The sequence below is a fragment of the Novosphingobium sp. MBES04 genome, assembly GCF_000813185.1.
GTDB lineage: Bacteria > Pseudomonadota > Alphaproteobacteria > Sphingomonadales > Sphingomonadaceae > Novosphingobium > Novosphingobium decolorationis.
On the sequence record NZ_DF850489.1, the window covers coordinates 1,717,658 to 1,743,434 of the forward strand.

Consider the following 25,777-nt stretch of genomic DNA (forward strand, 5'->3'; position numbering starts at 1 on the left):
TCCCTGCCCGGCGACCTCGAAGCCAGATCGAAGCGTTCGTGGAGCACTACAATCACCAGCGCTACCACGAGAGCCTGAACAACGTGACGCCCGCTGACGCCTACTTCGGCAGGGCTCCCGCTATCATCAAGCGTCGCGAAACCATCAAGCAAAAAACCATCGAATATCGCCGCTTGCTTCACCGCAAGCTCGCCGCCTAACATCAACCCCCAGACGAGGCTCGCTCTCCGCTAATCCACGCCCCGATCTGTGCCAAATGTCTCGACGACGGACACAGGGGGAACCCCAGGAGATCCTCGGCATGGCGCAGGAGATTGGTCGCCGCGGGCTGCGAGACGTTGAGCTGGCGCGCCGCCTTGCTGACCGAACCGGTCGTGTAGACGGCGTGAAAGACCTCGATGTGCCTGAGCTTCATGAACCGCGCCGCTAAGCCGTTTCGCGCCCGAGAGCAACCAGCCATCGCGCACGCGCCGTTGTCCGGAATGGCAGACCGGAGAGCCGGGTCGCTCGCTCTCCGGTCTCCGCAGGTGCATCAGGGCTTGTGCACCTTCATCGTGTCGAGGACGTCGCCATTGGCGGTATAGGCAGTGTAGACAAGGTCTGCGCCGTCCACATCGATCACCTGATAGGCCTGCGTACGCGCGGCCGATTTGCGCGCCCAGTCGAGTTCGGCGACGTCGTACATCTTGGGGCCGGCCACAGAGACCACGTAGGTAGCCCCCTGCCCGTCCGGCACCGGGCCGGAGGCAGCGATGGCCCCGCGCGCATAGCCATGGTCGTGGCCCTGCAGAACCAGGTCGACCCCGTATTTGTCGATGAGCGGCTTCAGCGCCGAACGCACCTTGGGATTGTCCCGGTCGGGATCGCTGGAGAACAGCGGGAAGTGAAGGAAGATCACGGTCCAGTGGTTCGGGTTCTTCGCCAGCAGGTCGTCCAGCCAGGCAATGGTCTGCGCCCGCGCCGCTTCGTTGCGATCAAGCTGCGGGGAATCGATCGAGATCAGCCGCAGCCCCTGATAGTCGGTGTACCAGTGTGTCTCGCGTGCCTCGGGAACGCCCTTGGGGCCATTCTCGGGGAGCGTGAACTGGTGGCGCCACTGCCCCGTGACCGAAGACCCTGCACGGGCCGCCCCGTCCTTTCCATATTCGTGGTTGCCCGGCGTCGGCATCTGCGGGGTTTGGGCGTAGAGGAAGCCCCCGGCCGCAAACCACTCGCCCCACTCCCGGTCGGAATTGTGGTGGTTGATGAGATCGCCCGCATGGATCGTGAAGGCGACATCGCCCGCCGTGCGGAAGCCCATGCGCAGCGTACGCGAGGCTTGCGAAAGCACCTGGTTCTGCATGTCGCCCATGTACAGGAAGCGGAACGGTTTGGCCTCCTCCGCCGCCGTTCGGAACTGGAACCACTCCGACCAGAGCGTGCCATCCCCCACGCGGTAGGCATAAACGGTATCGGCTTTCAGGTCCGTCATCACGGCGGAATGGTAGGCGGCCCGGAAAGCCGGGTCCTCCTCGGTCGCGACGGTCGCCTCTTCGGTGATCGCCGTCAGGGACATCGGGGTCTTCACGAAGTCCGGTCCGGGCGTTGCCACCGCATATTCGACGCGGCCGGGAAGCCCCGGCGCCGTGCGCCAGGTCACGGCCATCTCGTGCGCGGTGTCGGCGGTGAGGTTGAGAATGATCCGCTCGGGCGCCGCGGTTGCCGGAGCAAGCACGGCCACCTGTTCCTGCGCCGCCACGGAGGCGACACAGGAACCGGCAAGGAGAGCGGCCAGGAAGGTCTTGGCAAGCATCGTCATGGCAGGTCTCTTTTGCATCAGAAGATCATGTTGAAGCCTAGCGAGATCGAGCGCCCGTTCTTGATGTAGGCGCGGCTCGCACCGTCGCCCGAGGAGACGGTCTGCCAGTAGGTGTGCGAATCGAAGAGGTTCTGCACCTGAAGCTGGACCGAGGACTTCTCGAGGAAGGTCTTGCGGAAGGTCAGGTCGACGAAGCTGTACGCCTGTTCGTAGGGGTCGTTGCCGAAGTCGTTGATCCCGGCCATGAACTTAGACTGGTAGTTCCATGCGCCATAGACCTCCCAGCCGTCGCGCTCCCAGAAAAGCTGGAGGTTGGCGATGGTCTCGGGCGTCTCCATCAGCGGCAGGGTGTAGCCATCGGGGTGCCAGGACAGGCCCGTTTCGGCCTTCGAGCGCTGCAACGTCAGGTTGCCACTCACGCCCAGCGAACCGAGCACGCCCGGCAGCCAGTGCAGGAGTTGCTGCGCGCTGATCTCCATGCCGTAGACGTCCGCCCACTTGCCGTTGTTGGGCATCGTCACCGCCACGCCTTCGGGATTGACGTTCACCCCGGCGGTGCCGTTGCGGATGTTCGAGGAGGACGAGCGGAACAGGAAGTTGTCGATCTGCTTGTAGAACAGGGCGACCGAGTAGGCCCCGGTGCGGCCCGCATAGTGTTCGAGCGACATGTCGAAGTTGGTCGAGCGCAGCGGCTTGAGGTCCGGGTTGCCCATCTCGATCCCGGTCAGGATCCAGTCCGAGGTCGGGTTGAGGACGCCATCGCCATCGGGATCGCGGTCGTAGGCGTATTCGCGCGCCGAGCTCATGCGGGCGATGTCGGGACGGGCAAAGCTGGTCCAGATTGCGCCGCGCAGCTTGGTCTTGTCGTCAAAGTCGTAGTTGACGTGGATCGAGGGCAGCCAGTTGGTGAAGCTGGTGCGGTCGCGCGTGTAGCGCTCGCCCAGAACCGGGTCCATGTTCCAGGCATCGATGGTGTTGCGCGTGTTTTCCATGCGCACGCCCGCGATGATCTTCGCCTTGCCGATCTGCGCGGTGCCCATGAGGTAGGCGGACAGGACGCGCTCCTCGAACTCGAAGCTGTCCTCGTCCGAGATCTCGGCCTGCGAGGGATCGACCGCGAAGCCATCGAAGTAGCTGCTCTCGCCCGCTTGTGCACGCTGCAGCTCAGACAGCATCGCCTCGTTGTCGAGAACGGTGCCCAGGCGATAGTCGCCGGAATAGGCGCCGCTGAACAGGCTGGTGATTTCCTTGCCGTAGAGCCCGGCAAAATCGGCCAGCGTGCCGTCCGAATTGAGATCGAGGAACGAGCCTTCATAGGTGCGGCGGCGCGAGTTGTAGAATTTGCCACCCGTCTTGATCGACTTCAGGAACGGCCCATCCACGTCCCAGCGTGCGTTGAACTGCGCCTGCCAGAGCTTCTCGCTCGAACCGCCCACTTCGCCCTCAAGACCGTTGAAGTCGTACTCATTGGGATCCTGCACTCCGGCAAGCCCCGCCGGGTTCAGCAGCCACTTGGGAAAGCGCGAGTCCTCGGCCGCCGAGAAGAGCACGCCGCGGTTGCCCAGCCAGCCGTACTTGTCGCTGCGGAACTCCAGCTCGTAGCCATCGTCGAGGTTGTCCTCGGACTGCGAATAGGAGACGTCATAATCGAGCGTCAGCGCCCCGAAGCGCGAGACACCGCCAAAGTTGGCCGAAGCCAGGTTGCCCGTCTCGGCCGAACCTTCCCAGAAGCGGCGCAGGCGGAAACCCGCAGGGTCCCAGGCACCCGAGTTGCCGACCAGGCTGTAGGTCGAGCGCGCCGAACGGTCCGCATCGGTGATGATGCCGTCGCCATCGCGGTCGATGATTTCGCCGGGCGTATAGCCGTAGATGCGACCCAGTTCCTCGTCGAAGCCGGTGATGGCGTCCTCGGGCTGGGCAAGATCGGCGCGCGAACGGTCGACCTGAGAAAGCCGGGTGGAATTGCGCGAGGTGTCGTTGCGGAAGTTCAGGCGGTTGAGGAATTCCTTCTTGCGGTACTTGTTGTACTGCCCGCGAAGATGGAAGTCGTGGTTGTCCGAGCGGAAGTCGACGCTCGAATTGACGCCCCAGCGCTCCACTTCGGTCTCGCCAAAGCCCAGGTTCATGCCGCGAAGGACAAAGCGATTGGGGTCCCAGCCCAGCGTTTCGCTGTCCGCGTACCACGTGTCGGGCTGGTTATCGCCATCGACGCCGTTCTGCTCGAACTGCGACTTGCGGCGGCTCCAGCTGCCCGAGACGAAGACGCCGAAGTTATCGGAGAACTGGCGCGAGGCGGCGGTGGAGACCTGCGCGGACTTCCTGTGGTCGAACTTGTCCAGCATCCCCCCCTCGGCGGAGAAGCGGAAGTAGGTCGGGTCCTGGTCGAAGGCGGTCGGGGTGGAGATATCGACCGAACCACCCAGCGCGTCGCCATCGCGGTCGGGCGTCAGCGTCTTGTAGACGGTGATTTCCTTGATGCCGTCAGGCGGCAGGACCGAGAGACGCACGCCGCGGTAGAAGACATCATCGCGCGAGCCCGCGCCGCCCAGGCGCACGCCGTTGATGGAGTAGTTGTTGAGCTCGGTGGAGAGGCCGCGCACGGTAATACGGTCGCCCTCACCCGTGGTCGCGCTGCGCACCGCGTTGACGCCGGGCATGCGCGCGAGCGCTTCGGACACGTTGTTGGCGGGCAGCTTGCCCATGTCGTCGGCGCTCACCGTGTCCGAGACGACATCCGTGTTGCGCTTCTTGTCGAGCGATTCCTGCACCGCCTCGAAGTAGCCGGTGACCACGATCTCATCGTCAGCCGAGGCAGGAGCCAGGGCCACGCTGCTGGCCGCAGCCGATGTGCGCGCTGGCGCTGCCGCCACGGCCACCTTGGCGGCGGCCTTCGGGGCGGCCAGACGCACGATGATGGTGCGCCCCTGGCGACGGGTCTCGACGCCCGCACCAGCCACCAGGCGGGTCAGGGCAGCCTCGGACGAAAGCGAGCCTGAAACGGCCGAACTGCGTCGCCCGCGCACGACATCAGCCGAGGCTGCAACCTGCAGACCCGTCACGCGCGAATACTGGCGCAGCGCACTCCCCAGATCCTGCGCAGGGATAGCAAAGGCAAAGCTCTGTACGCCTGCCGCTTGGGCCGGTGCGAGTGTGGCGGTGAACGAAACGCAGGCAAGCGAAAGGGCCAGCGCCGAAACACCGGCGCGGCTGGATCCTGAGCGAAACATGAAATCCCCTGTGTGGTAACCAAGTACGCGGGGAAGACGTTCTGGAAATTAAAAACCCGACAAAATAATTTTATGGCACTTTTGTTAAATTACTATGCCAATTTAAAGACATAAAAGTTCCATGCGCTACGGGCGGCCAATCCGGTAGCGGCCCTCTTCGCGCGACCAGGACAGGTCGTGGATGGCCGCCAGCGTCTCGACGATTTCCTGGGGACTATCCATTTCGAAGCGCCCCGTGACGCGCAGCTCTCCCAGCTGCGGATCGTCAAGTACGACGGGAATGCGCGAAGTCCGGTTGAGCCGCTCGACGAGCCGGTCCAGCCGCGTGTCCTGCGCATCGAACCAGCCATCCAGCCAGCCAGGACGATCTCCGCCGATACCCTCAAGGCTGCGCACATGGGCGCCATCAAGGATGAGCCCGGTACCTGCGGGCAGGCGCCACGCACCGCTCGCGCCGGCGACTTCCACCAGCCCGCGATAGACACGCACCTCGCGGCGACCGCCTGCGAGCACGTCGATGTCGAAGGCCGTCCCCAGGACTTCGACGCGCGCGCCCTCGGCCTCGACCGCGAAACCGCGCAGCGCTTCGTGCGCCACGTCGAAGAAGGCTTCTCCCTTCTCCAGTTCCGCCTCGCGCGACCAGGGGGTCAGCCGAACCGAAAGGCGCGAACCGCCGCTCAGCTGAATGTGGGAACCGTCCGAAAGCGCGATCTCGCGCGTTGTCCCCCAGGGCGCTTCGTAGGTATGGGTCGGTGCGAACAGTCCCTGCGCGAGCGGCACGGCAGCCGCGAGTGACGCAAGCCCCGCCACCAGTCCAAACCAGCGGCGATATGCGCGCGCGCGCGGCCCGCCCTCGGCGTCTTCGTGCTCCCCACCATTGTCATTGCCTGCGCGCGTCGCGCATGCCGCGCGCGCCAAGCCTTCGGACTGCCACAGCGAGGCCATTCGGGCGTAGCTCTCCACGTGACGCGGGTCTTCGGCGATCCAGGCATCGAAGCGCGCCGCAACGGCGCTGTCCTGAACGGGGCCGCGCATACGTTCGAGCCAGAGCGCCGCCGCGCTTTCGATCTCGGCGCGTTCGCTCGCCATCATTCGTGCCATCCCGCCGGATCGATCCCGGCCTTTTCCATCGCGCGACGCAGGTCCATCAGGCCGCGGGTTATGTGCTTTTCGACCGCCTTGCCGCTGAGCGCGAGCTCCTCACCAATGGCCCGGCAGCTCTCGTTGCGCAAGCGGCGGCGCACCAGCACTTCGCGGCGCAGCGCCGGCATGCGGTTGAGACAGCGCTGGAAGACTTCGATCGCGCGCCGGGAATCGAGCACCCTGTCCAGCGAGGGCGCCGTGGTCTGCCACTGCCCTTCATGGTCGTCGCCCCCCTCCCCCGTATCGGCGTAGCGGCTCTCGGCGCGGTGCTGATCGACGAGGAGATTGTCGGCAATGCGAAACCCCAGCGCGAAGACGCTCCCGATTTCCTTTGTCCGACTGATCGCGATCAGACGCAGCACGGTTTCCTGCGCAATGTCCTCGGCCAGATCCGCGCGTGCCCCACGGGCGCGCAGATAGCCGATGAGCCGGGATTGGACCATGGTCCAGTCGGTCCCGGGACTATCGCCGTCACGGGCAAGCAGGAGGGCATCGGGTCGGGGCACGTCGCGGTTTTTTCCGTGAAGAGATACGGTAGCCGTGCGCCCTAGCCGCGCTCCATGACGGTTTGGCGACGCTTGCGCTACACCTCGACCGCGCTGGCGACGCGGTCCTGCCCCCCGAAGACGCGCAGATAACGCGCAACTTCCTCTGGATCGCCGGTCGACTTGGCCGGATTGTCGGACAGCTTGACCGCCGGTCGCCCGTTGGCCTGCGTCACCTTGCAGACTAGCGAGATCGGCTCGAGCCCGGCCTGCCCTTCCGGGTCGCAATCGCGAAAGTCGTTGGTGAGGTTGGTGCCCCAGCCAAAGCTCATCCGCACCCGGCCATGGAAGTGATGGTAGGTTTCCTCGATGGTGTCGATGTCCATGCCATCGGAAAAGATGATGAGCTTGGTGCGCGGATCGACGCCGCGTTCCTCCCACCAGCGGATGATCTGCTCGCCCCCTTCGATGGGCGGCGCGCTGTCCGGGCGAAAGCCTGTCCAGCGCGCCAGCCAGTCGGGCGCGTTGCGCAGGAACGCGGTCGAGCCGAAGGCGTCGGGCAGCGCGATCAGGAGATTGCCGTTGTAGTGCTGCTGCCAGTCTTCCAGCACCTGGTAGGGGGCGTGGGCGAGCGCGGCGTCACTCGTCGCCAGCGCACCGGCCACCATCGGCAACTCGTGCGCGTTGGTGCCGATCGCCTCGAGGTCGGCATCCATCGCAAGAAGCACGTTGGAAGTGCCGATGAAGCGGTCCCCCAGCCCCTCCTTCAGGGCCTCGACGCACCAGCGTTGCCACAAAAAGCCGTGCCGCCGCCGCGTGCCGAAGTCGGAGATGGCAAGGTCAGGCAATTGCCGCAGGCGCTCCACCTTGTCCCACAGCCGCGCCTTGGCGCGCGCGTAGACGACATCGAGCGCGAACTTGCCCCGCCCGGCAAGCGCGGCGCGCGAACGCAGTTCGTTGACGATGGCGAGCGCGGGGATCTCCCACATGGTGGTGTGCGTCCAGGGGCCTTCGAAGCGCAGTTCATACTGCCCGTCGACCTTGCGCAGATCATACTCGGGAAGCTGGAAGTCCGCGAGCCAGGCCAGGAAGTCCGGCTTGAACATCTGCTGCTTGCCGTAGAAGCTGTTGCCCGCGAGCCAGATCAGCTCCTTCTTGGCAAAGCGCACCGAGCGCGCATAGTCGAGCTGGGCGCGCAGTTCGTCCTCATCGATGATCTCGGCCAGCCGCACCGATTTCGTGCGGTTGATCAGCGAAAACGTCGCATCGACATCGCCGTGGATGTGATGGATCATCTGCAGCATCAGCAACTTGTAGAAGTCGGTGTCGAGCAGGCTGCGCACGATAGGGTCGAGCCGGAAGCCGTGGTCGTAGCTGCGCCGTGCAATGTCGGTTACGGTCATGCCAGGCTCCTTAGCCGATTGCGGGAGGGAAGAAACACAATGCCGGCCCCGCGTGCGCGCAGGCATTGCAACATCAGGTGCGGCCAGCGCGCGCCCATCGCTCAGCTCAGCCCCCGAAAACGATAGAGCTCGGCGGGACGATGGGACGTTCCGGTTTCGCGCGTGCCGGTCGGCGCAATCCACCCCTTATCGATCATGCGCCGCCGGAATGCGGGCTTGTTGAGCGTGGTTCCCCGGATCGCCTCGTGCACGTCCTGAAGCTGGCGCAGGGTGAAGCATGAGGGCAGGAGATCAAAGCCGACGGCGGTATAATCGAGTTTGCCGCGCAGACGCTCCAGCGCAAGGGCCAGGATCTGTTCGTGATCGAACGCAAGGGGGAGCCGCGCTCCGGCAGGGTCCAGCACGGCGATGTCGCCCGAACCACCACCCTCCGGCACGGCCAGCGTGGCGCAGAGCAGTTCAGGATTGGCCTCCAGTGCGGCTTCAAGAGCCGCGGGAGCCAGAAGCGCCAGCCAGGCCACAGTCACGATGCGTCGCCGCGGATCGCGCGCGACCTCGCCAAAAGTATAGAGCTGCTCGCACTGCACATCCGGAAGCCCCGCCTTGTCGCAAAGCACACGCCGGGCTGCGTCCTCGAGCGCCTCCTGCGCGCCCACAAAACCGCCCGGAAGCGCAGCGTGCCCTGCAAAGGGCGCTGCACCGCGCCGTAGCAGCAAGGCGCATGGGGCGCCCTTGCGCACGCCCATGAGCACGATATCCACGCAGACGGACAGGCGCGCGTAGGCGTCCGGATCCTCTCCTGCAAAAATGTCGTCATCCGCCACAGCGCACCTTATATGCAAGTTGCGCTTTACTTATTTTCGAGACAAATATAAGTCAAGGCACAACACTCCAAGGAGACATGTCCGATGCCGTTCGTGATTGTCGTGGATACGCAGCGAGATTTCATGGCGCCCGATGGTGCACTCAGCGTGGCGGGTGCGAACGAACTCGTCGCGCCGATGCAGGCCTGGCTCGAGGCGCTCGATCCTGCGACGACCGAGGGCGTTCTCTTCACCTTCGACACCCACGACCCGGCGATCTATCCTGGATCGCCCGAGGCCGAGGCTTTTCCCCTTCACTGCGTGCGCGAAAGTGCAGGCTGGTCCAACATGCTCGATCCCGACCGGATACCCGCGCAGATTCCGGCTTGGAAACTGGAAAAAGGCGTCTTCGACATGTGGAACGAAGCTGGCCTCACGCTCACCAACGCGCGCAGCGACGCCAGGCCCACACAGCCCATCGCACGCGATGCGTTCTTTGCAGACCTTGCCAGGCGCGGGGTTCGCGATGTGAACGTCATCGGCGTTGCGGCCGACTACTGCGTGCTATGGGCTGTCCAGGGGCTGCTCGAACGTGGTTTTACCGTCCATGTACCGCAAGCGCCGACCAAGGGCATAGATCGCCAGATCGACGAGGTGCTCGCCAGCGATCTTGCCGGAAAGCCCGTCCATCTTGAGAATGCCTGAGACGTCCCGCCCCCGCTAGCGGCAGCAGAGCGGGACAAGAAAAGGCACGCGCAGCGCCAGCGGGCGCAGCGCCGCCGCACCAAGCGCCAGCAGCAACATGCCCACGACCGAGGCCAGCACCGCCGAGGACGGCGAAGGCGGCAGCACCCACAAGGCCACCGGCTGCATCACGCTCATGGCCAGCATCATCGCCAGGAAGAAAAGTCCGGTGCGAAGCGCAAAGGCACTCCAGCGCCCGAGCCGTTCGCGCGGGCTGAACGCGGGACGCGAACCTTGCGCCGCGCGGCCCGGCCACTGGCAGGCAATCGCGACCAGGATCATCAGCGCGCTGGTGGCAGGCAGGATCCGCAGATGGACCGAGACGCTCGCCAGAAGGTTGAAGCCATCGCCCGAGCAGATCGACTGCATTGTATAGTAGGCCAGGCGTCCATCCGCCTTAGCGCCCAGGATCGTGCCGCCCGCGCACAGCATCATGTCGCGCAGCAGGCGCACAGCGGCACTGTCGCTGCCGACACCGCGAAGGTCGTGGGCGATGGAAACCTGTCCGGTCAGCGCGTTGCTCCTGGATATCATGGCTCGCTCCTAGACGAGCGTCTGCACGGTAACTTTGACCCGGCGCAAACGCCAGCAAAAGCGTGCAAGGCCAGCGCAATATCCGGGCAATCGCCAGCATCGCAGGTGACCGGAGCAAATACCCCCGCCCCTTGCCGCACTTTCGAAGCCGCTCCTCGGCAAGGCCCTGCGCAAAAATGCCGAGGTGCGCGGAACCTTTTACAACCACTTGCGTTTTCTCGCTCGATCTATTCCGTTTCCAGCAGGCGATCCGGCCCTCGCCCCTGCTTACCAGAAAGACACCATGGCTTTTGCGCGCGCCCTCGATTCCCGTCCTCTTCTCTACACGCTGCTGGCTGCCCTTCTGGTCCTCACCGCGATCGTCGACAGCACGTTTCCGCTCGGCATGGCGTTCTGGGTCATCTACCTCATTCCGACCACCCTGGCCTTCCTGTCGCCGCACCGGATCGTCCCGGCCGTGGTTGCGGTGCTGGCCTGTGTCCTGATCGTCGTCGGCTTCGTGCTGGCCCCCGAAAGCAGCTCGGACGACTTTGCGCTGGTCAACCGCACGCTCGCCTGCATCACCAACCTGCTGATCGGCGGAATGGGCGTCGCCTTCATCGCCATGCGCAACGCCACCCGCTTCGAACAGCATTTGCGCCAGGCTGAAACCGACCTTGCCCGCGCGCTGCAGGGCAACCTCTCGCTGGAGGATCTGGGCACGCGGGTTCTCAACTTCCTGGGCAACACCTTCGGGGCCACTGCGGGCCTGCTCTACGTCAATGACGACGGCATCTACCGCCGTACGGCCAGCTATGCGGTACCCGAGAATGCGGCGGTCCCCGCCGTCATCGAACGCGGCGATGGCCTGCTTGGCGAGACGATCAACCACGGGAAGGCGCGCGCCATCACCCGCATCCCCGAGGGCTACATCGCGTTCGGTTCGGCGCTGGGCCAGGCCCGCCCGGATCGCCTCGTGATCGGTGCCTCGACCATCGATGGACGGGTCAACGGCCTTATTGAAGTCGCCTTCCTCGACGAACCCGGCACCCTGGCCCATGAAGTACCCGACTTCCTCGAACGTATTTCCGGCATCCTGGGCGTGGCGCTGCGCGCCGCCAAGTACCGCGCCCGGCTCGAACACCTGCTTTCCGAAACCCAGCAGCAGGCCGAGGAAATGCAGAACCAGAGCGAGGAGCTGCGCGCCACCAACGACGAACTGGAAGCGCAGACCAAGCTGCTCCAGTCCTCGCAGGAGCAGCTTGAAGCGCAGCAGGCGGACCTGGAACGCTCCAACGCCCAGCTTGAGGAACAAACCGCCTCGCTGGAAGCCCAGCGCGACGAACTAACCCGCGCCCAGAGCCGCATGCGCGCCCAGGCCGAGGAACTGGAGCAGGCCAGCCGCTACAAGTCCGAATTCCTCGCCAACATGAGCCACGAGCTGCGCACGCCGCTCAATTCGCTGCTCATCATGGCGCGCCTCCTTGCCGACAATCGCGGCGGCAATCTCAACGAGGAACAGGTCCGCTACGCGCAGACGATCGAGACTTCGGGCAACGACCTTCTCACCCTCATCAACGACGTCCTCGACATCTCCAAGATCGAGGCCGGACGCATCGACCTCGAAGCGCGCGAACTGCCCGTCGAGGATCTCCTCTCCAAGCTGCGCGACAGCTTCGCGAGCGCCGCGGCCGACAAGCGCCTTGCCCTGCGCATCACCCAGAGCGATAACGCCCCTCGCAATTTCGAGACCGATCCCCTGCGCTTCGAGCAGATCCTCAAGAACTTCCTCTCGAACGCGATCAAGTTCACCGAGAAGGGCGAAGTCGCGCTCGAAGTCACCAAGGCGCCGGGTGATGCCCTGGCCTTCACCGTGCGCGACACCGGGCCCGGCATCCCCGAGGACCAGCGCGAGGCGATCTTCGAGGCGTTCCGCCAAGCGGATGGCGGGATTGCCCGCAAGTACGGCGGAACCGGCCTTGGCCTTTCGATCTCGCGCGAACTCGCCAGGCTGCTCGGCGGCGCGATCACGCTGGAAAGCACGCAGGGCGAAGGCAGCGCCTTCACTCTCACCGTGCCCCGGACCTTCCAGCCCAGCGACTCCGGCCCAGCGTCCCGGCCCGCTTCGAGCACGTCCGAAGAGCGCAGCGCGCGCAGTGGATCAAGCGGGAGCGCCCCCCACCTTCCTGCCGCGTCCACCACGCCATTCGTCCCCGACGACCGGGAGAACCTCACCGGCGATTCGCGCACGATCCTCATCGTCGAGGACGATCCCGCATTTGCCCGCATCCTCCTCGACATCGCGCACGAGACCGGCTTCCAGTGCCTGGTCGCCGGAACCGCCGACGAAGGCGCGCTGCTGGCGCGCCAGTACCTGCCCCAGGCGGTCATCCTCGACATGCATCTGCCCGACCACACCGGCCTCTCGGTGCTCGACCGGATCAAGCGCGATACCCGTACGCGCCATATCCCGGTGCATATCGTCTCGGCCGACCACGATGACCACGACGCCCTCGCGAGCGGCGCGGTCGGCTACCTCTTCAAGCCGGTCGCGCGCGAAACGCTGGTGACCATGCTCGAAGGTCTCGAAGCGCGCATGGCCCAGCGCCTGCGCCGCGTGCTGGTGGTGGAAGACGATTCGACCCAGGCCGATGCCATCCACCAGTTGCTTGCCAGCCGCGATGTCGAGACGGTCACTGTCCAGAGCGCGGCGGGATGCCTGGAGCGCCTCGCCAGCGACACCTTCGACTGCATGGTGCTTGACCTCAACCTGCCCGACATGACCGGCCTCGACCTGCTCGACCGCCTCTCCCACGACGAGAGCGTCTCGTTCCCGCCCGTCATTGTCTACACCGGCCGCGATCTCTCCTCCGAGGAGGAGATGCGCCTGCGCCGCTATTCCAAGTCGATCATCATCAAGGGGGCCAAAAGCCCGGAACGCCTGCTCGACGAGGTCACGCTCTTCCTCCACCAGGTCGTCTCCGACCTTCCGGATGAAAAGCAGCAGCTACTTGCCCGCTCGCTGGGCCGCGATGCCGCACTGGAGGGCCGCCAGATCCTCGTCGTGGAGGATGACATCCGCAACGTCTACGCGCTGACCTCGGTGCTTGAACCGCATGGTGTCAACGTACGCATCGCGCGCAATGGCCTGGAAGCGCTCTCCGAGCTGGCCCGCGCGGCGGACAGCGACGGTGCGCCGGTCGACCTCGTGCTCATGGACATCATGATGCCCGAAATGGACGGCCTCACCTGCATGCGCGAGATCCGCAAGCAGGGCGAATGGACCAACCTCCCGATCATTGCTCTCACCGCCAAGGCGATGGAACGCGACCACCGCGAGTGCCTGGAAGCGGGCGCCAACGATTACCTGCCCAAACCGCTCGACATCGACAAACTGCTCAGCCTCGTGCGCGTGTGGATGCCGCGCAGGTAATCGGGGCGATGATGAACATGCGCAGCGAGGACACCCTGGAGGACATCGAACTCGATCTCCTGATCGAGGCGATCTGGCGCCGCTACCAGTATGATTTCCGCGATTATTCCCGCACTTCGGTGCTGCGCCGCCTCCAGCGCGCGCAGGCCCATTTCGGCCATGCCAACCTCTCCGGCCTGCTCGACCAGATCCTGCACGAGCCTGAATGCCTGCCCGAACTGATCGGCTTCCTGACCATCCAGGTCAGCGACATGTTCCGCGACCCGGACTACTTCCGCACGATCCGCGAGAAGGTGGTGCCCCACCTGCGCACCTGGCCCTCGATCAAGGTGTGGATCGCAGGCTGCGCGAACGGCGAGGAATTCTACTCGCTCGCCATCCTCTTTCGCGAAGAGGGGCTGGAAGACCGCACCTTGTTCTACTGCACCGACATCAACACCGCCGCTCTGGAACGGGCCAAGGCCGGGATCTTCGAGATCGACCGCCTGCCCGGCTTTTCGCGCAACTACCGCGAGGCGGGCGGCAAGGGCTCGCTCTCGGACTACTACACCGCCAACTACGGCGTTGCCCGCTTCGACCCCACCTTGCGCAGCCGGGTGGTCTTTGCCGACCACAATCTGGCCAGTGACGCGGTCTTCTCGGAGGTCCATTTCGTGTCGAGCCGCAATGTCCTGATCTACTTCGACCGGGCTCTCCAGGACCGCGCGCTCGGCCTGTTCGCCCGCTCGCTCCCGCCTGGCGGCTTCCTCGGCCTGGGATCCAAGGAAACCGTGCTTTTCTCCCCCGAGCGCGAGAATTTTGCCGACTTCGCACCCGATGAAAAGGTGTGGCGGCGCCGTGCCCATTCCAGTCAGGAGGCCGTTTATGCCGAATGAGCCGATCAAGATTCTGGCCGTGGACGATATCCAGGAAAACCTGGTGGCGCTGGAGGCTGCACTCGACCAGCCCGGCGTCGAACTGGTCACGGCAAGTTCCGGGCTCGATGCTCTGGAGTACCTGCTCAAGGACGACTTCGCGCTGGCGCTCCTCGACGTGCAGATGCCCGGAATGGACGGCTTCGAGCTCGCCGAACTGATGCGCGGGACCGAGCGTACACGCGGCATCCCGATCATCTTCCTGACCGCCGTCGCGACCGACGAGCGCCGCAAGTTCCGCGGCTTCGAGGCGGGTGCGGTCGACTATCTGCTCAAGCCGCTCGATATCACGATCCTCAATTCCAAGGTCGCCGTCTTCGTCGAGCTGGCCCGCCAGCGCCGCGAGATCGCCAACCAGCGCGACGAACTGGGCGCCGCACTCGGGCGGCTGCGGGCCTATGGCGACAATTCGCTGCTCGCCACGCTGGAAGTCGATGCGGACCTGCGCATCCTCAACTGGTTCAAGGGGGCCGAACGCACCATCGGCTACCCGGCCCAGGACATGATCGGCCTGCGCCTGCAGGATGCGCCCTTCTTCCTCGACGAGGAGCGTGCATCGGTCCAGGACGCGATCCGCGAGCTTCTCGACAGCGAAGGACGCCGCGCCGTCCAGGATCACCGTTTCCGGCGCGCCGATGGCGCCCGCCGCGAAGGCGAATGGTACGCCAGCGCCCTGCCGCGCAGCAGCGGCTCGCACGGCAGCATCATGCTCTCGATGATCGACGTCACCGAGCGGCGCCGGGCCGAACGCACCCAGCGCCTGCTCATCGGCGAGCTGAACCACCGGGTGAAGAACACCCTTGCAACCGTACAGGCGATCTCCTCACAGGGCTTTCGCCACGCCCGTTCGCCCCAGGATTTCCAGGAAGCCTTCACCGGACGCATCCAGGCGCTCTCGCGCGCGCATTCGCTGCTGAGCGCAACAACCTGGGACAGCGCCAGCCTGCGCCATCTCGTCGCGGACCAGGTCGCCATCGGCGCCATCGGCGAGGATCGCCTGCGCCTTTCCGGGCCCGACATCGACCTGCCACCCGAACTGGCGCTGCGCTTCTCGCTGATCCTGCACGAACTGGCGACCAACGCCCACAAGTACGGCGCCCTTTCCAACGAGAGCGGCACCGTCAGCCTCAGCTGGACCCGCGAGGGCGAATGGATTTCGCTACGCTGGCAGGAAGCGGGGGGGCCGCCCGTGGTCAAGCCCGAACGGCGCGGCTTCGGCTCCAGCCTGATCGAAGGCAGTCTCGCGTCGGACGCGCGCGGATCCATGCCGACTACGCTCCCGAAGGCGTGCGCTGGGATCTCATGGTTCCGCTCGTCACCGGCTCGGAGTGCGCTCCGTGCGACGAACCCGAAACCGCGGCTCTTGCCGATCTGCCTGCATCCGACACCAAGGCGTGCGCGCCCGTGCCAGAGCTCGCCCCCACACCGCCAGAGCCGCTGCCCGTTTCCGAACCGCAAAGCGAGCCCGCCCAGGCAGTTCCCCTGCCCTCGCTCGACAATCTGCGCATCCTCATCGTCGAGGACGAACCGCTCGTGGCCATGGAACTGGCCATGGAGATTGAGGACAACGGCGGCATCGCGATCGGCCCTGCCTCCTCGTGCGAGCAGGCCATCGGCATCATCGAACAGGCCCATCCCGATCTTGCGCTTCTCGACGGCAATCTCAACGGAGAGCGAATTGACCCGGTGGCCGATGCCCTCGCGGCGCAGGACACGCCCTTTGCCTTCGTGAGCGGCTACGACCGGCAGCACCTGCCCGCCAATCACGGCCATCGCCCGATGCTCGCCAAGCCCTTCCTCGGGCGCGAGGTCCATGCCGTCATCGCCGAACTCGCGCACGAGATACGCAACACGGCGGGGTAGCGGGAGCACGGCCGAAAAAGGGTTAACACGGGTTACCACGCCCCTCCGGCAAACCTGACGGAGAAGCGCAAGGAAAAGGGTTACCCGTCCTCCTTCACAGTGGCCACGCCGGGACCGACAGACCCGGCCTGCCGCCACTAGTCAGGATACGCCCATGCCCCGCTCCGCCCTTGAAACCTCGTCCCGCACCGCCACGCTCCGCACGCCGCTCGACCCCATGCTCAGGCGCCAGATTCACGGGCCCATCCAGCCGATGGACGAGCCCGGCCTCATCACCGAACTGGGCGAGCGCCTGCTGCGTTTCCTACGCGCGCTTTAACGCCGTGCAGGGCGCGGGCCGGGGGTGACGCAGACCACGAGCTGGCCTAGATCGGCATGATGACCTCCTCGTCCCGGCCCGCACCTGCCGCATCGGTGCTCTTCGTGTGCCTTGGCAATATCTGCCGTTCGCCGCTGGCCGAAGCCGCCTTACGCGAAGCCGCGACGAAGGCGGGCCTCGCGCTTGAAATCGATTCGGCCGGAACCGGCTCCTGGCACATCGGCAAGGCGCCCGATCCGCGCTCGCGCGCCGAGGCCCGGCGCCACGGCATCGACATCGGGCACTACCGCGCCCGGCAGGTTTCCCCGGCCGACTTCGCGCGCTTCGACCGGATCATCGCCATGGACGCGCAGAACCTCGCCGACCTGGAGGCCCTGGCACCCGCCGATGCGCACGGGCAGCTCTCGCTCCTGCTCGACCATGTGCCCGGGCGTGAAGGCGAGGACGTCGAAGATCCCTACTTCGGGGGCGAGGAAGGCTTTGCCATTACCTGGGATCAGGTCCGCCGCGCCGCCGACACCCTCGTGCGCGAGCTTGCCGGACAGGACTGAGCCTTCAGAAACGGCGCAGCCAGTACTGCATGGGCTTGGCGCTTTCCTGCGCCTCGCGGTGGTCCTTCCAGGCAAGCTCGGTGACCAGCCCCTCCACCGGCGCATAGCCACGCGCGCGCCAGAAAGGGTCGAGCGGGCGGTAGTCGGCAGGACGATCCGGGTGATCCTCGGGCCGCACCACCGCTGCAAAGGTCGCCGCGTGCGCCCCGTGTTCGCGGGCAGCTGCCTCGCGGGCGTCGAAGAAGGCATGGCCGATGCCCTGCCCGCGGTAGTCCGCGAGGAGAACCGACTCGCCGAAATAGAACAGCTCCTGCGTCCCGATCCCCCGCGCCTCGAAGGGCGCGCGAAATTCCGCCTTCTGCGCGTGCATCGGCGAGGCCGTCGCCGCGCCGACCAGCCGATCCCCGGCAAGGGCCGCGATGAGGACACTGCCCTTTGCCTCGATGAACTCGCGCAGATAGGCTTCCTCGTAGGCGGCATCGCCATCATAGAGATAGGGCCAGGCCGCGAAGACCTCCATGCGCAGCTGCGCCAGCTGCCCGGCCATGGCCCGCACCTCGGGGCCTTCCAGTGCCCGTATCGCCACGTCCATTCCGGCCTCTTTCTTCCTCGCGCCCAAACCCTTGCCGCGAGCCTGGCGCATCCCGCTCCCCCCGCGCAAGTCCCCGTCCCAATCGCGCCGTTTGATTTTGGCCCCGGTTGCTTTATATGCGGCGCTGAACGACCCCGGGCCCACAGGTCGCCAAAGCGACGCCGCAGCCGGGGTTTGCTCTTTTTCAGTTGCTCAATTTCACGTTGCAAGGATCACCCGAATGACCCGTCGCCGCCAGATCTACGAAGGCAAGGCCAAGATCCTCTACGAGGGCCCCGAGCCCGGTACCCTGATCCAGTACTTCAAGGACGATGCGACCGCCTTCAACGCCCAGAAGAAGGGCACGATCCAGGGCAAGGGCGTCATCAACAACCGCATCAGCGAGTACGTCTTCTCGCGCCTCAACCACATCGGTGTGCCCAACCACTTCATTCGCCGCCTCAACATGCGCGAACAGCTGGTCCGCCAGGTCGAGATCATCCCCATCGAAGTCGTCGTGCGCAACGTCGCGGCCGGCTCCATCTCCAAGCGCCTGGGCATTCCCGAGGGCGAGATGCTGCCGCACACGCTGATCGAGTACTGCTACAAGGACGATGCGCTGGGCGACCCCCTCGTCGCCGAAGAGCACATCGCGTGCTTTGGCTGGGCCAACAACGAGGAGATGCAGGACATCGCCGCGATGGCGATCCGCGTCAACGACTTCATGGCCGGCATGTTCGCGGCCATCAACATCCGCCTTGTCGACTTCAAGCTCGAGTTCGGCCGCATCTGGGACGGCGACTTCAGCCGCGTGATCCTCGCCGACGAGATCAGCCCCGACGGCTGCCGCCTGTGGGACATGGTCTCGGGCGAAAAGCTCGACAAGGACCGCTTCCGCCGCGACCTCGGCGGTGAGGAAGAGGCCTACCAGGAAGTCGCGCGTCGCCTCGGCCTGCTCCAGGACGACAGCGGCCCGAGCGAAGTCCTCGACCTCTCGCAGCACCGCAAGCTGCGCGGCAAGTAAGCTTCACAGCCGCCCGGCTGATACGAATTTAGAGGCCCCCGGTCATCCACGCATGACCGGGGGCCTTTTGCATGGGCCCGCCTTGGCAAGCCCGGTCCTCTCGGGCACTAGAGGGCAATGCGTTATCCCAAGCTGCTGGTCTGCCTCCTTTTCGCCCTCCCCCTGCCTGTCTTCGCGCAGGCTCCGGAACCCGGCAATGCAGGCCAAGAGGCGACCGCGGACGACACCGGCCCCGACTGGGCCTTCGCGACAAGCGACATCCCGGTCGATCCGGACTTCCGCTTCGGCCGCCTTGCCAATGGCATGCGCTACATCCTGCGTCACAACGCAACCCCAGCCGGAACCGGCGTCGTGCGGCTCGACATCGAAGCGGGATCGCTGGACGAAGCGCCCGAAGAACGCGGGCTGGCGCATTTCCTCGAACACATGGCCTTCAACGGCTCGCGCCGGGTTCCCGAAGGGCAGATGGTCCCCCTGCTCGAACGGAGCGGCCTCGCCTTCGGCGCCGATACCAATGCCTCGACCAGTTTCGAGCGCACGACCTACAAGCTTGACCTTCCCCGCAATGACATGACGCTGCTCGACACCGCGCTCATGCTCATGCGCGAGACCGCGAGCGAGCTCACCATCGCGCCCGCCGCCGTCGAACGCGAGCGCGGCGTGATCCTGTCGGAAATGCGCGACCGCAACACATACGAGTTCCGCAACACGCTGGACAGTCTCGATTTCCTCTACCCCGAGGCGCGCTTCACGCAGCGCTTTGCCATCGGCACGCGCGAGACCATCGAGGCGGCCACCGCACAGCGCCTGCGAGGCCTTTATGAACGCACCTATGTGCCTGCCAACACGACCCTGGTCATCGTCGGCGACTTCGACATCGAGGCGCTTGAAGCCGCGGTCATCCGGCATTTCAACAACTGGTCAGGTCCCGCGCCCGTCCCGCAGCCCGACGCGGGACCGGTCGCGCCCGAAGACAGTGGCCGCACCGACATCCACCTCGATCCCTCGCTGTCCGAGCGCGTGACCGTGGCCCGCAATCGGCCCTGGCACGAGGAGCCCGATTCCATCGCCCAGCGCCAGGCCAATCTTCTACGCCTTGTCGGCTACAACATCGTCAACCGCCGCCTTCAGCGTCTTGCCCGTCAGGCCGAGCCGCCCTTTCGCGGCGCAGGCTTCGGCACAGGCGATGCCTTCAAGGCGGCCCGAACCACGCGTCTGATCGTCGACACCGTCGATGGAGGCTGGCGCACGGGCCTCGCCGCCGCCGTCGCCGAGTACCGGCGCGCGCTCGAACAGGGCTTCAGCGCGGCCGAAGTGGCCGAACAGGTGGCCGACATCCGCGCCGCGCTGACCCAGGGCGCGCGCAGCGCCGGGACACGCAGCAACAAGGCCCTTGCCTCTGCCGCGCTCAACCTGGTGACCGAAGAAACGGTCCCCTCCACCCCGCAATCCGCACTTGAACGCTTTACCGCCTTCGAACCGCGCATCACGCCCGAAGCCGCGCTGGCCGTGATCCGGCACGAGGCCGCGCCCCTGGTCGATCCCCTGATCCGCTTCGAAGGCCGCAAGCCCCCCGAAGGCGGCGAGAGCGCCCTGCGCGATGCCTTCGAAGCGGCCCTCAACGCCCCCATCGCGGACGCCCGCGACGCAAAGACCGAGCGCTTTACCTATACCGATTTCGGGACGCCGGGCCGCGTGGTGGAGGACCGGCGCGAGGCGCAGCTGGGCATCCGCGAACTGCGCTTTGCCAACGGCGTGATGCTCAACCTGCACCACTCTGACCTTGAAAAGGACAAGGTGCGGGTCCAGGTTTCCATCGATGGCGGCACCCGCCTCGACACGCGGGACGATCCGCTTGCCACCGAGCTCGTCTCCTACGTGCCCTGGGGTGGTCTGGGCGCGCACAGCCGCGATGACCTCGACACGATCCTCGCGGGCAAGACCTTGAGCTTCGAGCTGAGCAATACCGGCAATGCCTTCGTCTCGCGTGCGCAGACGACCCCGGCCGATCTCGAACTCCAGCTCGAACTGATCGCCGCGCTCGTGACCGATCCCGGGTATCGTCCCGAAGGCGAAGTGCAGTACCGTCAGGCGATTGCCACCTATTTCGCGCAGCTGCGCGCGACCCCGGCCTCCGCGCTGCAGGCGGACCTGGGCCGTATTCTCTCGGGCGGCGACCCGCGTTTCAGCCTGCAGCCCCCTGCCCGCTACAGCCAGCTCTCCTACGCCAGGCTCAAGGCCGCGATTGAAGACCGGCTCGCGCACGGAGCCATCGAGATCGCGCTGGTCGGTGACTTCAACGAAGACACAGCCATCGCGCTCGTCGCGCGCACGTTTGGCGCTCTGCCCGCGCGGGAAGAGGCGTTTGGGACGTATGCCGGCAAACCCCTGCGCCCCTTCACGGCGGACCGAACCCCACGCGTCATCCACCACGACGGCCCTGCCGACCAGGCGCTGCTGAGCCTGACCTGGCCGACACGCGATGATAGTGACCCGGTTGACGTCCAGCGCCTTGAACTGCTGGAAAAGGTCGTGCGCGTCGAGCTGACCGACACCCTGCGCGAGGAACTGGGCAAGACCTATTCCCCCGGCGCCTCGAGCACGCTTTCGCGCTACTGGAAGGGCTATGGCACCTTCGCGATCAGCGCCTCGGTCGATGTGAAGGATGTCGCGGCGACGCGCGCGGCCATCCGCAAGGTTCTTGAGAAGCTGCGTGCCGAACCCGTGCGCGCGGATATCATCCAGCGCGCGCGCCAGCCGATGCTCGAAGGGCTCGACAACGCGCTCAAGACCAACACGGGATGGATGGCGCTGGTCGACCATGCCCAGAGCGAGGCCGAACGGATCGAGCGCTACCTCAAGGCCCGAGACCGCCTCGCCGCGCTCACCGGCGCCGATGTCCAGGAAATGGCGCAGCGCTATCTGGCCCCCGCGGACGCGGTCGACATTACGGTACTTCCCAAGGACGACGCGCCGGTCGGCTGAGCCTTTGTCGCCGTATCAGGCGCCCAGGCGCTCCAGCGTCGGGATCAGCTCGTCGAAATGGTCGATCACCGCGCTGCCGCCCAGCGTCTCGGGCTCCGCATCGTTGAAACCGAAGCTGACGACCACGCACGGCAGACCTGCCGCCGCCGCCCCGCCAGTGTCGTAGCTCGTATCCCCGACATAGGCCGCCCGGCCCCCACCGGCCCGCTCCAGCATCAGGTGGAGGAGATCGGGCTTGGGCTTGGCACGGCCCGGTCCCAGCGTATCGCCGCCGATGACCGTCACGAAGCGCTTGGCAAGGCCCAGTTCCTCGAACAGGCGCACGGCCAGATGTTCCAGCTTGTTGGTCACCACCGCGATCTTGACCCCGCGCGCGGCCAGCCCGTCGAGCATGGCCTCGCCGCCCGGAAACAGGTGCGTGTCGCGCGCAATGTTCGCCGTGTAGTAGGCCATGAGCTGCGCGTGAAGCTCCTCGAAACGGTCCTCCGCAACGGGGCCTCCCGTCACCTCGAAGGCCCGGGCAAGCATCTTGCGCGCGCCCCCTCCGACAAGCGTACGCACCGTCTCCTTGTCCACGGGCTCGCGCCCTGCCAGCGCCAGTGCGTGGTTCACCGCATGACCAAGGTCTCCATGGGTATCGAGAAGGGTGCCGTCGAGGTCGAAGCCGACAATGTCGTAGGGAAAATCCGTCATCGCCCCCTACGTGGCGAGTTCAGGTGGAAACTGCAATGAATTGCTGGCAGATGGTTCGAACCATGACCGACACCGCACCACCGCCCGCCGCATCTGCGCTCGCCATTATCGTCCTTGCCGCAGGCAAGGGCACCCGCATGAAGAGTGCGCGCCACAAGGTGCTGCACCCGGTTGCCGGGCAACCCATGCTGGAACACCTGCTGGCCAGCGCGGCGCTGCTCGCGCCCGAGCGCAGCGTTGTCGTCGCCGGACACGGGCGCGATCAGCTCGAAGCCCAGCTCGGTTCGCGCGCGGCCATTGCGGTGCAGGAACCCCAGCTTGGCACCGGCCACGCCGTCCAGCAGGCTGAGGAAGCCCTTGCCGGGTTCGAAGGCGACGTGCTGATCCTTTACGGCGATGTTCCCTTCGTGCGCCCCGAGACCATGCGCGCCATGATCGCACGCCTGCACGGCGAGGACACGCCCGCGGTCGTCGTCCTGGGCTTCGAGCCGGAGGACCCGCTGCGCTATGGCCGCATCCTCGCACACGATGACGGGCGCATCGCAATGATGGTCGAATACAAGGACGCGACCGAGGAGCAGCGGGCCTGCACCTTGTGCAACTCCGGCCTCATGGCAGTAAAATCGCAGGATCTCTTCGCCCTCCTCGCCAAGGTCGAGAACGACAACGCGGCGGGCGAATATTACCTGACCGACATCGTCAACGTGGCTTCGCTGGAAGAGCGCCCCTGCGCGGTCATCGTCACCGACGATCCCGACGAGGTCGGTGGCATCAACAGCCGCGCCGAACTCGCCGCCGCCGAAGCGCGCTGGCAGGCCCGCCGCCGCGAACGCGCCATGGCCGACGGCGCCACGCTGGTCGCGCCCGAGACCGTGTTCTTTGCCTGGGACACGGTGATTGGGCAGGACGTGACGATCGAGCCCAACGTCGTTTTCGGACCCGGCGTCACCGTGGCGGACGATGTCACCATCCACGCCTTCTCGCACCTGGAAGGCGCGACCCTGGAAAGCGGGGTCGCCATCGGCCCTTATGCACGCCTGCGCCCCGGCGCCTTGCTCAAGGCCAATTCCAAGGTCGGCAACTTCGTCGAGATGAAGAAGGCGGTGCTGGGCGAAGGCGCCAAGGCCAACCACCTCTCCTACCTTGGCGATGCGAGATCGGGGCCGGCGCCAACATCGGCGCAGGCACGATCACCTGCAATTACGATGGCTATTTCAAGCATAAGACGGTGATTGGCGAACGTGCCTTCATCGGCTCGAACTCGGCCCTGGTGGCGCCGGTCAGGATCGGCGCCGACGCCATCGTGGCCGCCGGAAGCGCGGTGACGCGCGATGTGGGGGATGGGGAACTGCGCCTCGTGCGCGGCGAACAGCTGGTCAAGCCCGGCTGGGCCGACCGCTTCCACGACACCATGAAGCAGAAGAAGAAAGCCCAGAAGGGGGGCTGATCCGCCCTCCTCCCGGGCTCGAGGGTCTCTAGAGGCTCACGAGCCGATCGTGCGCATCCGCTCCACATGGGCAAGCTGGACCTTCCCCGCCTCGCTGTCGGGCTCGAACTCGAGCGACCGCGAGATGAGGCGTGCGCCTCATTCAGGTCTCCCAGCTTTTCCTTGGCATAGCCCATGCCGCGCAAGGCCCGCGCGGCAAGATCCGCATCGGGACCTCCCACGGCCTTGTCAGCCATTTCCCAGGCGCGCTCGAATTCGACGAACGCGGTCTGCCATTCGCGGCGCGACTTGAAGAGTTCAGCGTATTCGTTGGCAAAATGGGCATTTTCCGGAGCCATCCGGGTTGCCGCGCGCAGGTCCGCTTCGGCCAGATCGCCGCGGCCCATGTCGATCAGCGCATACCCGCGCCCGAAGTGCGCATCGCACAGCGCATCGTCGATCGGCGCGTGGCCCGCAGCGGGCGTGGACGAGACTTTCGCATCGATGCACAGGCGCGGACGCGAATCACCCGCCAGCCAACTGTCGGCGGCCGCGATCACCCGGTCGAAATAGGAAACCGCCTTCTCGTCCTCGCCCTTGCGCAGCATGGCAAAGCCCTTCTTCAGGTCGGTCTTGAGGTCGGGCGCGGCAAGCGGTGCCACCACCAGCGCCGTCGGTCCGGACCTGTGCAGCCCTTCCACGAAACCCGCTTCCTCGGCCCCGGCGCTGGATGACAGGCCCGCAACGCCAAGAGCCAGGGCGAACCCTGCTGCGGCGATACGACGGCGGGTCGCATTGGCGGGCAAACGGCCTGAAAACGGATTCGTGGCGTGCAAGGCGGCAATCCTTCTCCCGGAACAGTCCCTTCCCGGCGCTCTTTTCGTGCGCCTGTATTTTTCGAGTAAGGAACCGTTCGTTTAAGTGGCCAGAATATCCGATGAACGCGGTTTGACAAGAGAGCAGTCGAAACTCACATCTTGGGCACACGCAAGTCGCCGGTTTGCCACCACTTAAATCTGGAGTTTCACATGGCCAACAGCCCCTGGAGCCACACCCGCTCGTCCACCGTGTCGGACGACATCGACTTCGAGATCAAGGGCCAGGAACTCCAGTTTGTCGAGATCGAACTCGACCCCGGGGAAAGCGCCGTCGCGGAAGCGGGCGCGATGGTCTGGAAGGACGCCCCGATCGAGATGTCGACCGTCTTCGGCGACGGCTCGGGCGGCCAAGGCAGCGGCTTCATGGACAAGCTGCTGGGCGCAGGCAAACGCCTCGTCACCGGCGAAAGCCTTTTCACGACCGTCTTTACCCACCACGGGCGCGGCAAGGCGCGCGTGGCCTTTGCCGCCCCGGTCCCGGGCGCCATCCTCCCGATCAAGCTCGACGAAGTGGGCGGGCGCCTGATCTGCCAGAAAGACGCCTTCCTGTGTGCCGCCCGCGGGGTCGAGATCGGCATTCATTTCCAGCGCAAGATCATGACCGGCCTGTTCGGCGGCGAAGGCTTCATCATGCAGCGCCTCGACGGCGATGGCTGGGTCTTTGTCCAGATGGGGGGCACCGTGGTCGAGCGCGAGCTTCACCCCGGCGAGGAACTGCACATCGATACCGGTTGTATTGCCGCCTTCACCCAGAGCGTCGATTTCGACCTTGTGCGCGCCGGTTCGGTCAAGTCGATGTTCTTTGGCGGCGAAGGCATCTTCTTCGCCCGCCTGCGCGGGCCCGGCAAAGTCTGGATCCAGTCGCTGCCCTTCTCGCGCCTCGCCGGGCGCATGCTGGCGGCCGCGGGTTCGCGCGGCGGCCAGAACCGGGGCGAAGGTTCCCTGCTGGGCGGTCTCGGCGACCTGATCGACGGCGACTGATGCACCAGCGGATTGAAATGTAT

At 65.7% G+C, this 25,777-nt stretch carries 20 protein-coding genes and 3 pseudogenes; 13 read left to right on the forward strand and 10 right to left on the reverse strand.

Translation table 11 applies throughout. From position 1 onward, the window contains the following. Nucleotides 1–200 (forward strand): annotated as a pseudogene (locus tag MBENS4_RS25580) (integrase core domain-containing protein); the annotation flags it as partial. A 74-nt stretch (nucleotides 201–274) separates the two neighbouring features. Here the strand turns inward: MBENS4_RS25580 and MBENS4_RS26980 are convergent. The 7 genes and pseudogenes from MBENS4_RS26980 to MBENS4_RS21540 all read right to left on the reverse strand — a co-directional run. Beyond that, a pseudogene (locus MBENS4_RS26980) lies at nucleotides 275–415 on the reverse strand (helix-turn-helix domain-containing protein); the annotation flags it as partial. Between the two features lie 117 nt (nucleotides 416–532). Then, complete coding sequence (locus MBENS4_RS21515; RefSeq protein WP_052322599.1) at nucleotides 533–1,798, reverse strand: purple acid phosphatase family protein; 1,266 nt, start codon at nucleotides 1,796–1,798, stop codon at nucleotides 533–535. A gap of 17 nt (nucleotides 1,799–1,815) precedes the next feature. Beyond that, the gene (locus tag MBENS4_RS21520) at nucleotides 1,816–5,025 is read right to left on the reverse strand and encodes a TonB-dependent receptor (protein ID WP_084592280.1); all 3,210 of its coding nucleotides are present in this window, start codon (nucleotides 5,023–5,025) and stop codon (nucleotides 1,816–1,818) included. Nucleotides 5,026–5,151: 126 nt separating this feature from the next. Further along, nucleotides 5,152–6,117 carry a FecR family protein gene (locus MBENS4_RS24415; protein ID WP_052322600.1) on the reverse strand — a complete coding sequence of 322 codons (966 nt, stop codon included), beginning with the start codon at nucleotides 6,115–6,117 and terminating at the stop codon, nucleotides 5,152–5,154. Then, nucleotides 6,114–6,674, reverse strand: coding sequence for an RNA polymerase sigma factor (locus MBENS4_RS21530; RefSeq protein ID WP_144401030.1), 561 nt, complete (start codon nucleotides 6,672–6,674; stop codon nucleotides 6,114–6,116). The genes MBENS4_RS24415 and MBENS4_RS21530 overlap by 4 nt, the downstream gene beginning before the upstream one ends. 77 nt (nucleotides 6,675–6,751) lie before the next feature. Further along, the gene (gene pncB, locus MBENS4_RS21535) at nucleotides 6,752–8,056 is read right to left on the reverse strand and encodes a nicotinate phosphoribosyltransferase (protein ID WP_039394634.1); all 1,305 of its coding nucleotides are present in this window, start codon (nucleotides 8,054–8,056) and stop codon (nucleotides 6,752–6,754) included. Between the two features lie 101 nt (nucleotides 8,057–8,157). Further along, on the reverse strand, nucleotides 8,158–8,880 hold the full coding sequence (locus tag MBENS4_RS21540) for an NUDIX hydrolase (protein ID WP_039394636.1): 723 nt from the start codon (nucleotides 8,878–8,880) through the stop codon (nucleotides 8,158–8,160). A gap of 84 nt (nucleotides 8,881–8,964) precedes the next feature. On the opposite strand from MBENS4_RS21540, the gene MBENS4_RS21545 reads away from it, so the two are divergent. Beyond that, complete coding sequence (locus tag MBENS4_RS21545; protein ID WP_039394639.1) at nucleotides 8,965–9,564, forward strand: cysteine hydrolase family protein; 600 nt, start codon at nucleotides 8,965–8,967, stop codon at nucleotides 9,562–9,564. A gap of 15 nt (nucleotides 9,565–9,579) precedes the next feature. On the opposite strand, the gene MBENS4_RS21550 is transcribed toward MBENS4_RS21545, so the two are convergent. Further along, on the reverse strand, nucleotides 9,580–10,137 hold the full coding sequence (locus tag MBENS4_RS21550) for a hypothetical protein (protein ID WP_039394645.1): 558 nt from the start codon (nucleotides 10,135–10,137) through the stop codon (nucleotides 9,580–9,582). A gap of 283 nt (nucleotides 10,138–10,420) precedes the next feature. Here MBENS4_RS21550 and MBENS4_RS21555 point away from each other — a divergent pair, with 283 nt between their 5' ends. From MBENS4_RS21555 to MBENS4_RS21570, 6 genes are all read left to right on the forward strand, one after another. After that, nucleotides 10,421–13,549, forward strand: coding sequence for a response regulator (locus tag MBENS4_RS21555; RefSeq protein WP_039394647.1), 3,129 nt, complete (start codon nucleotides 10,421–10,423; stop codon nucleotides 13,547–13,549). Between the two features lie 8 nt (nucleotides 13,550–13,557). Then, complete coding sequence (locus MBENS4_RS21560; protein ID WP_039395829.1) at nucleotides 13,558–14,424, forward strand: CheR family methyltransferase; 867 nt, start codon at nucleotides 13,558–13,560, stop codon at nucleotides 14,422–14,424. Beyond that, on the forward strand, nucleotides 14,414–16,195 hold the full coding sequence (locus MBENS4_RS21565; protein ID WP_242405040.1) for a sensor histidine kinase: 1,782 nt from the start codon (nucleotides 14,414–14,416) through the stop codon (nucleotides 16,193–16,195). Before MBENS4_RS21560 ends, MBENS4_RS21565 begins: the two co-directional genes overlap by 11 nt. Then, complete coding sequence (locus MBENS4_RS26985; protein ID WP_242405041.1) at nucleotides 16,150–16,326, forward strand: hypothetical protein; 177 nt, start codon at nucleotides 16,150–16,152, stop codon at nucleotides 16,324–16,326. Before MBENS4_RS21565 ends, MBENS4_RS26985 begins: the two co-directional genes overlap by 46 nt. Before the next feature lie 154 nt (nucleotides 16,327–16,480). Next, the gene (locus MBENS4_RS25970) at nucleotides 16,481–16,645 is read left to right on the forward strand and encodes a hypothetical protein (protein ID WP_159108116.1); all 165 of its coding nucleotides are present in this window, start codon (nucleotides 16,481–16,483) and stop codon (nucleotides 16,643–16,645) included. Between the two features lie 56 nt (nucleotides 16,646–16,701). Further along, on the forward strand, nucleotides 16,702–17,196 hold the full coding sequence (locus MBENS4_RS21570) for a low molecular weight protein-tyrosine-phosphatase (RefSeq protein WP_242405042.1): 495 nt from the start codon (nucleotides 16,702–16,704) through the stop codon (nucleotides 17,194–17,196). Between the two features lie 4 nt (nucleotides 17,197–17,200). Here MBENS4_RS21570 and MBENS4_RS21575 read toward each other — a convergent pair whose 3' ends face one another. Then, nucleotides 17,201–17,788: a GNAT family N-acetyltransferase gene (locus MBENS4_RS21575; RefSeq protein ID WP_039394649.1), complete on the reverse strand. Its 588-nt coding sequence runs from the start codon at nucleotides 17,786–17,788 to the stop codon at nucleotides 17,201–17,203. Nucleotides 17,789–18,008: 220 nt separating this feature from the next. Between MBENS4_RS21575 and purC the strand changes: the two genes are divergently transcribed. Next, nucleotides 18,009–18,791, forward strand: a complete 783-nt coding sequence (purC, locus tag MBENS4_RS21580) for a phosphoribosylaminoimidazolesuccinocarboxamide synthase (protein WP_039394652.1) — start codon at nucleotides 18,009–18,011, stop codon at nucleotides 18,789–18,791. 117 nt (nucleotides 18,792–18,908) lie between these two features. Next, nucleotides 18,909–21,776 carry a M16 family metallopeptidase gene (locus MBENS4_RS21585; RefSeq protein WP_039394655.1) on the forward strand — a complete coding sequence of 956 codons (2,868 nt, stop codon included), beginning with the start codon at nucleotides 18,909–18,911 and terminating at the stop codon, nucleotides 21,774–21,776. A 15-nt stretch (nucleotides 21,777–21,791) separates the two neighbouring features. Here MBENS4_RS21585 and MBENS4_RS21590 read toward each other — a convergent pair whose 3' ends face one another. Beyond that, nucleotides 21,792–22,469 (reverse strand): HAD-IA family hydrolase, encoded by a 678-nt coding sequence (locus tag MBENS4_RS21590; RefSeq protein WP_039394658.1) that lies wholly within the window; start codon nucleotides 22,467–22,469, stop codon nucleotides 21,792–21,794. 62 nt (nucleotides 22,470–22,531) lie between these two features. Between MBENS4_RS21590 and glmU the strand changes: the two are divergent. From glmU to MBENS4_RS21605, 3 genes and pseudogenes are all read left to right on the forward strand, one after another. Continuing rightward, nucleotides 22,532–23,916 (forward strand): annotated as a pseudogene (gene glmU / locus MBENS4_RS21595) (bifunctional UDP-N-acetylglucosamine diphosphorylase/glucosamine-1-phosphate N-acetyltransferase GlmU). Nucleotides 23,917–24,047: 131 nt separating this feature from the next. Further along, complete coding sequence (locus MBENS4_RS26225; protein WP_039394660.1) at nucleotides 24,048–24,629, forward strand: hypothetical protein; 582 nt, start codon at nucleotides 24,048–24,050, stop codon at nucleotides 24,627–24,629. Nucleotides 24,630–24,923: 294 nt separating this feature from the next. After that, a complete protein-coding gene (locus MBENS4_RS21605) occupies nucleotides 24,924–25,754 on the forward strand; it encodes a TIGR00266 family protein (RefSeq protein ID WP_039394665.1) in 831 nt (276 codons plus the stop codon). Nucleotides 25,755–25,777: the final 23 nt, after the last annotated feature.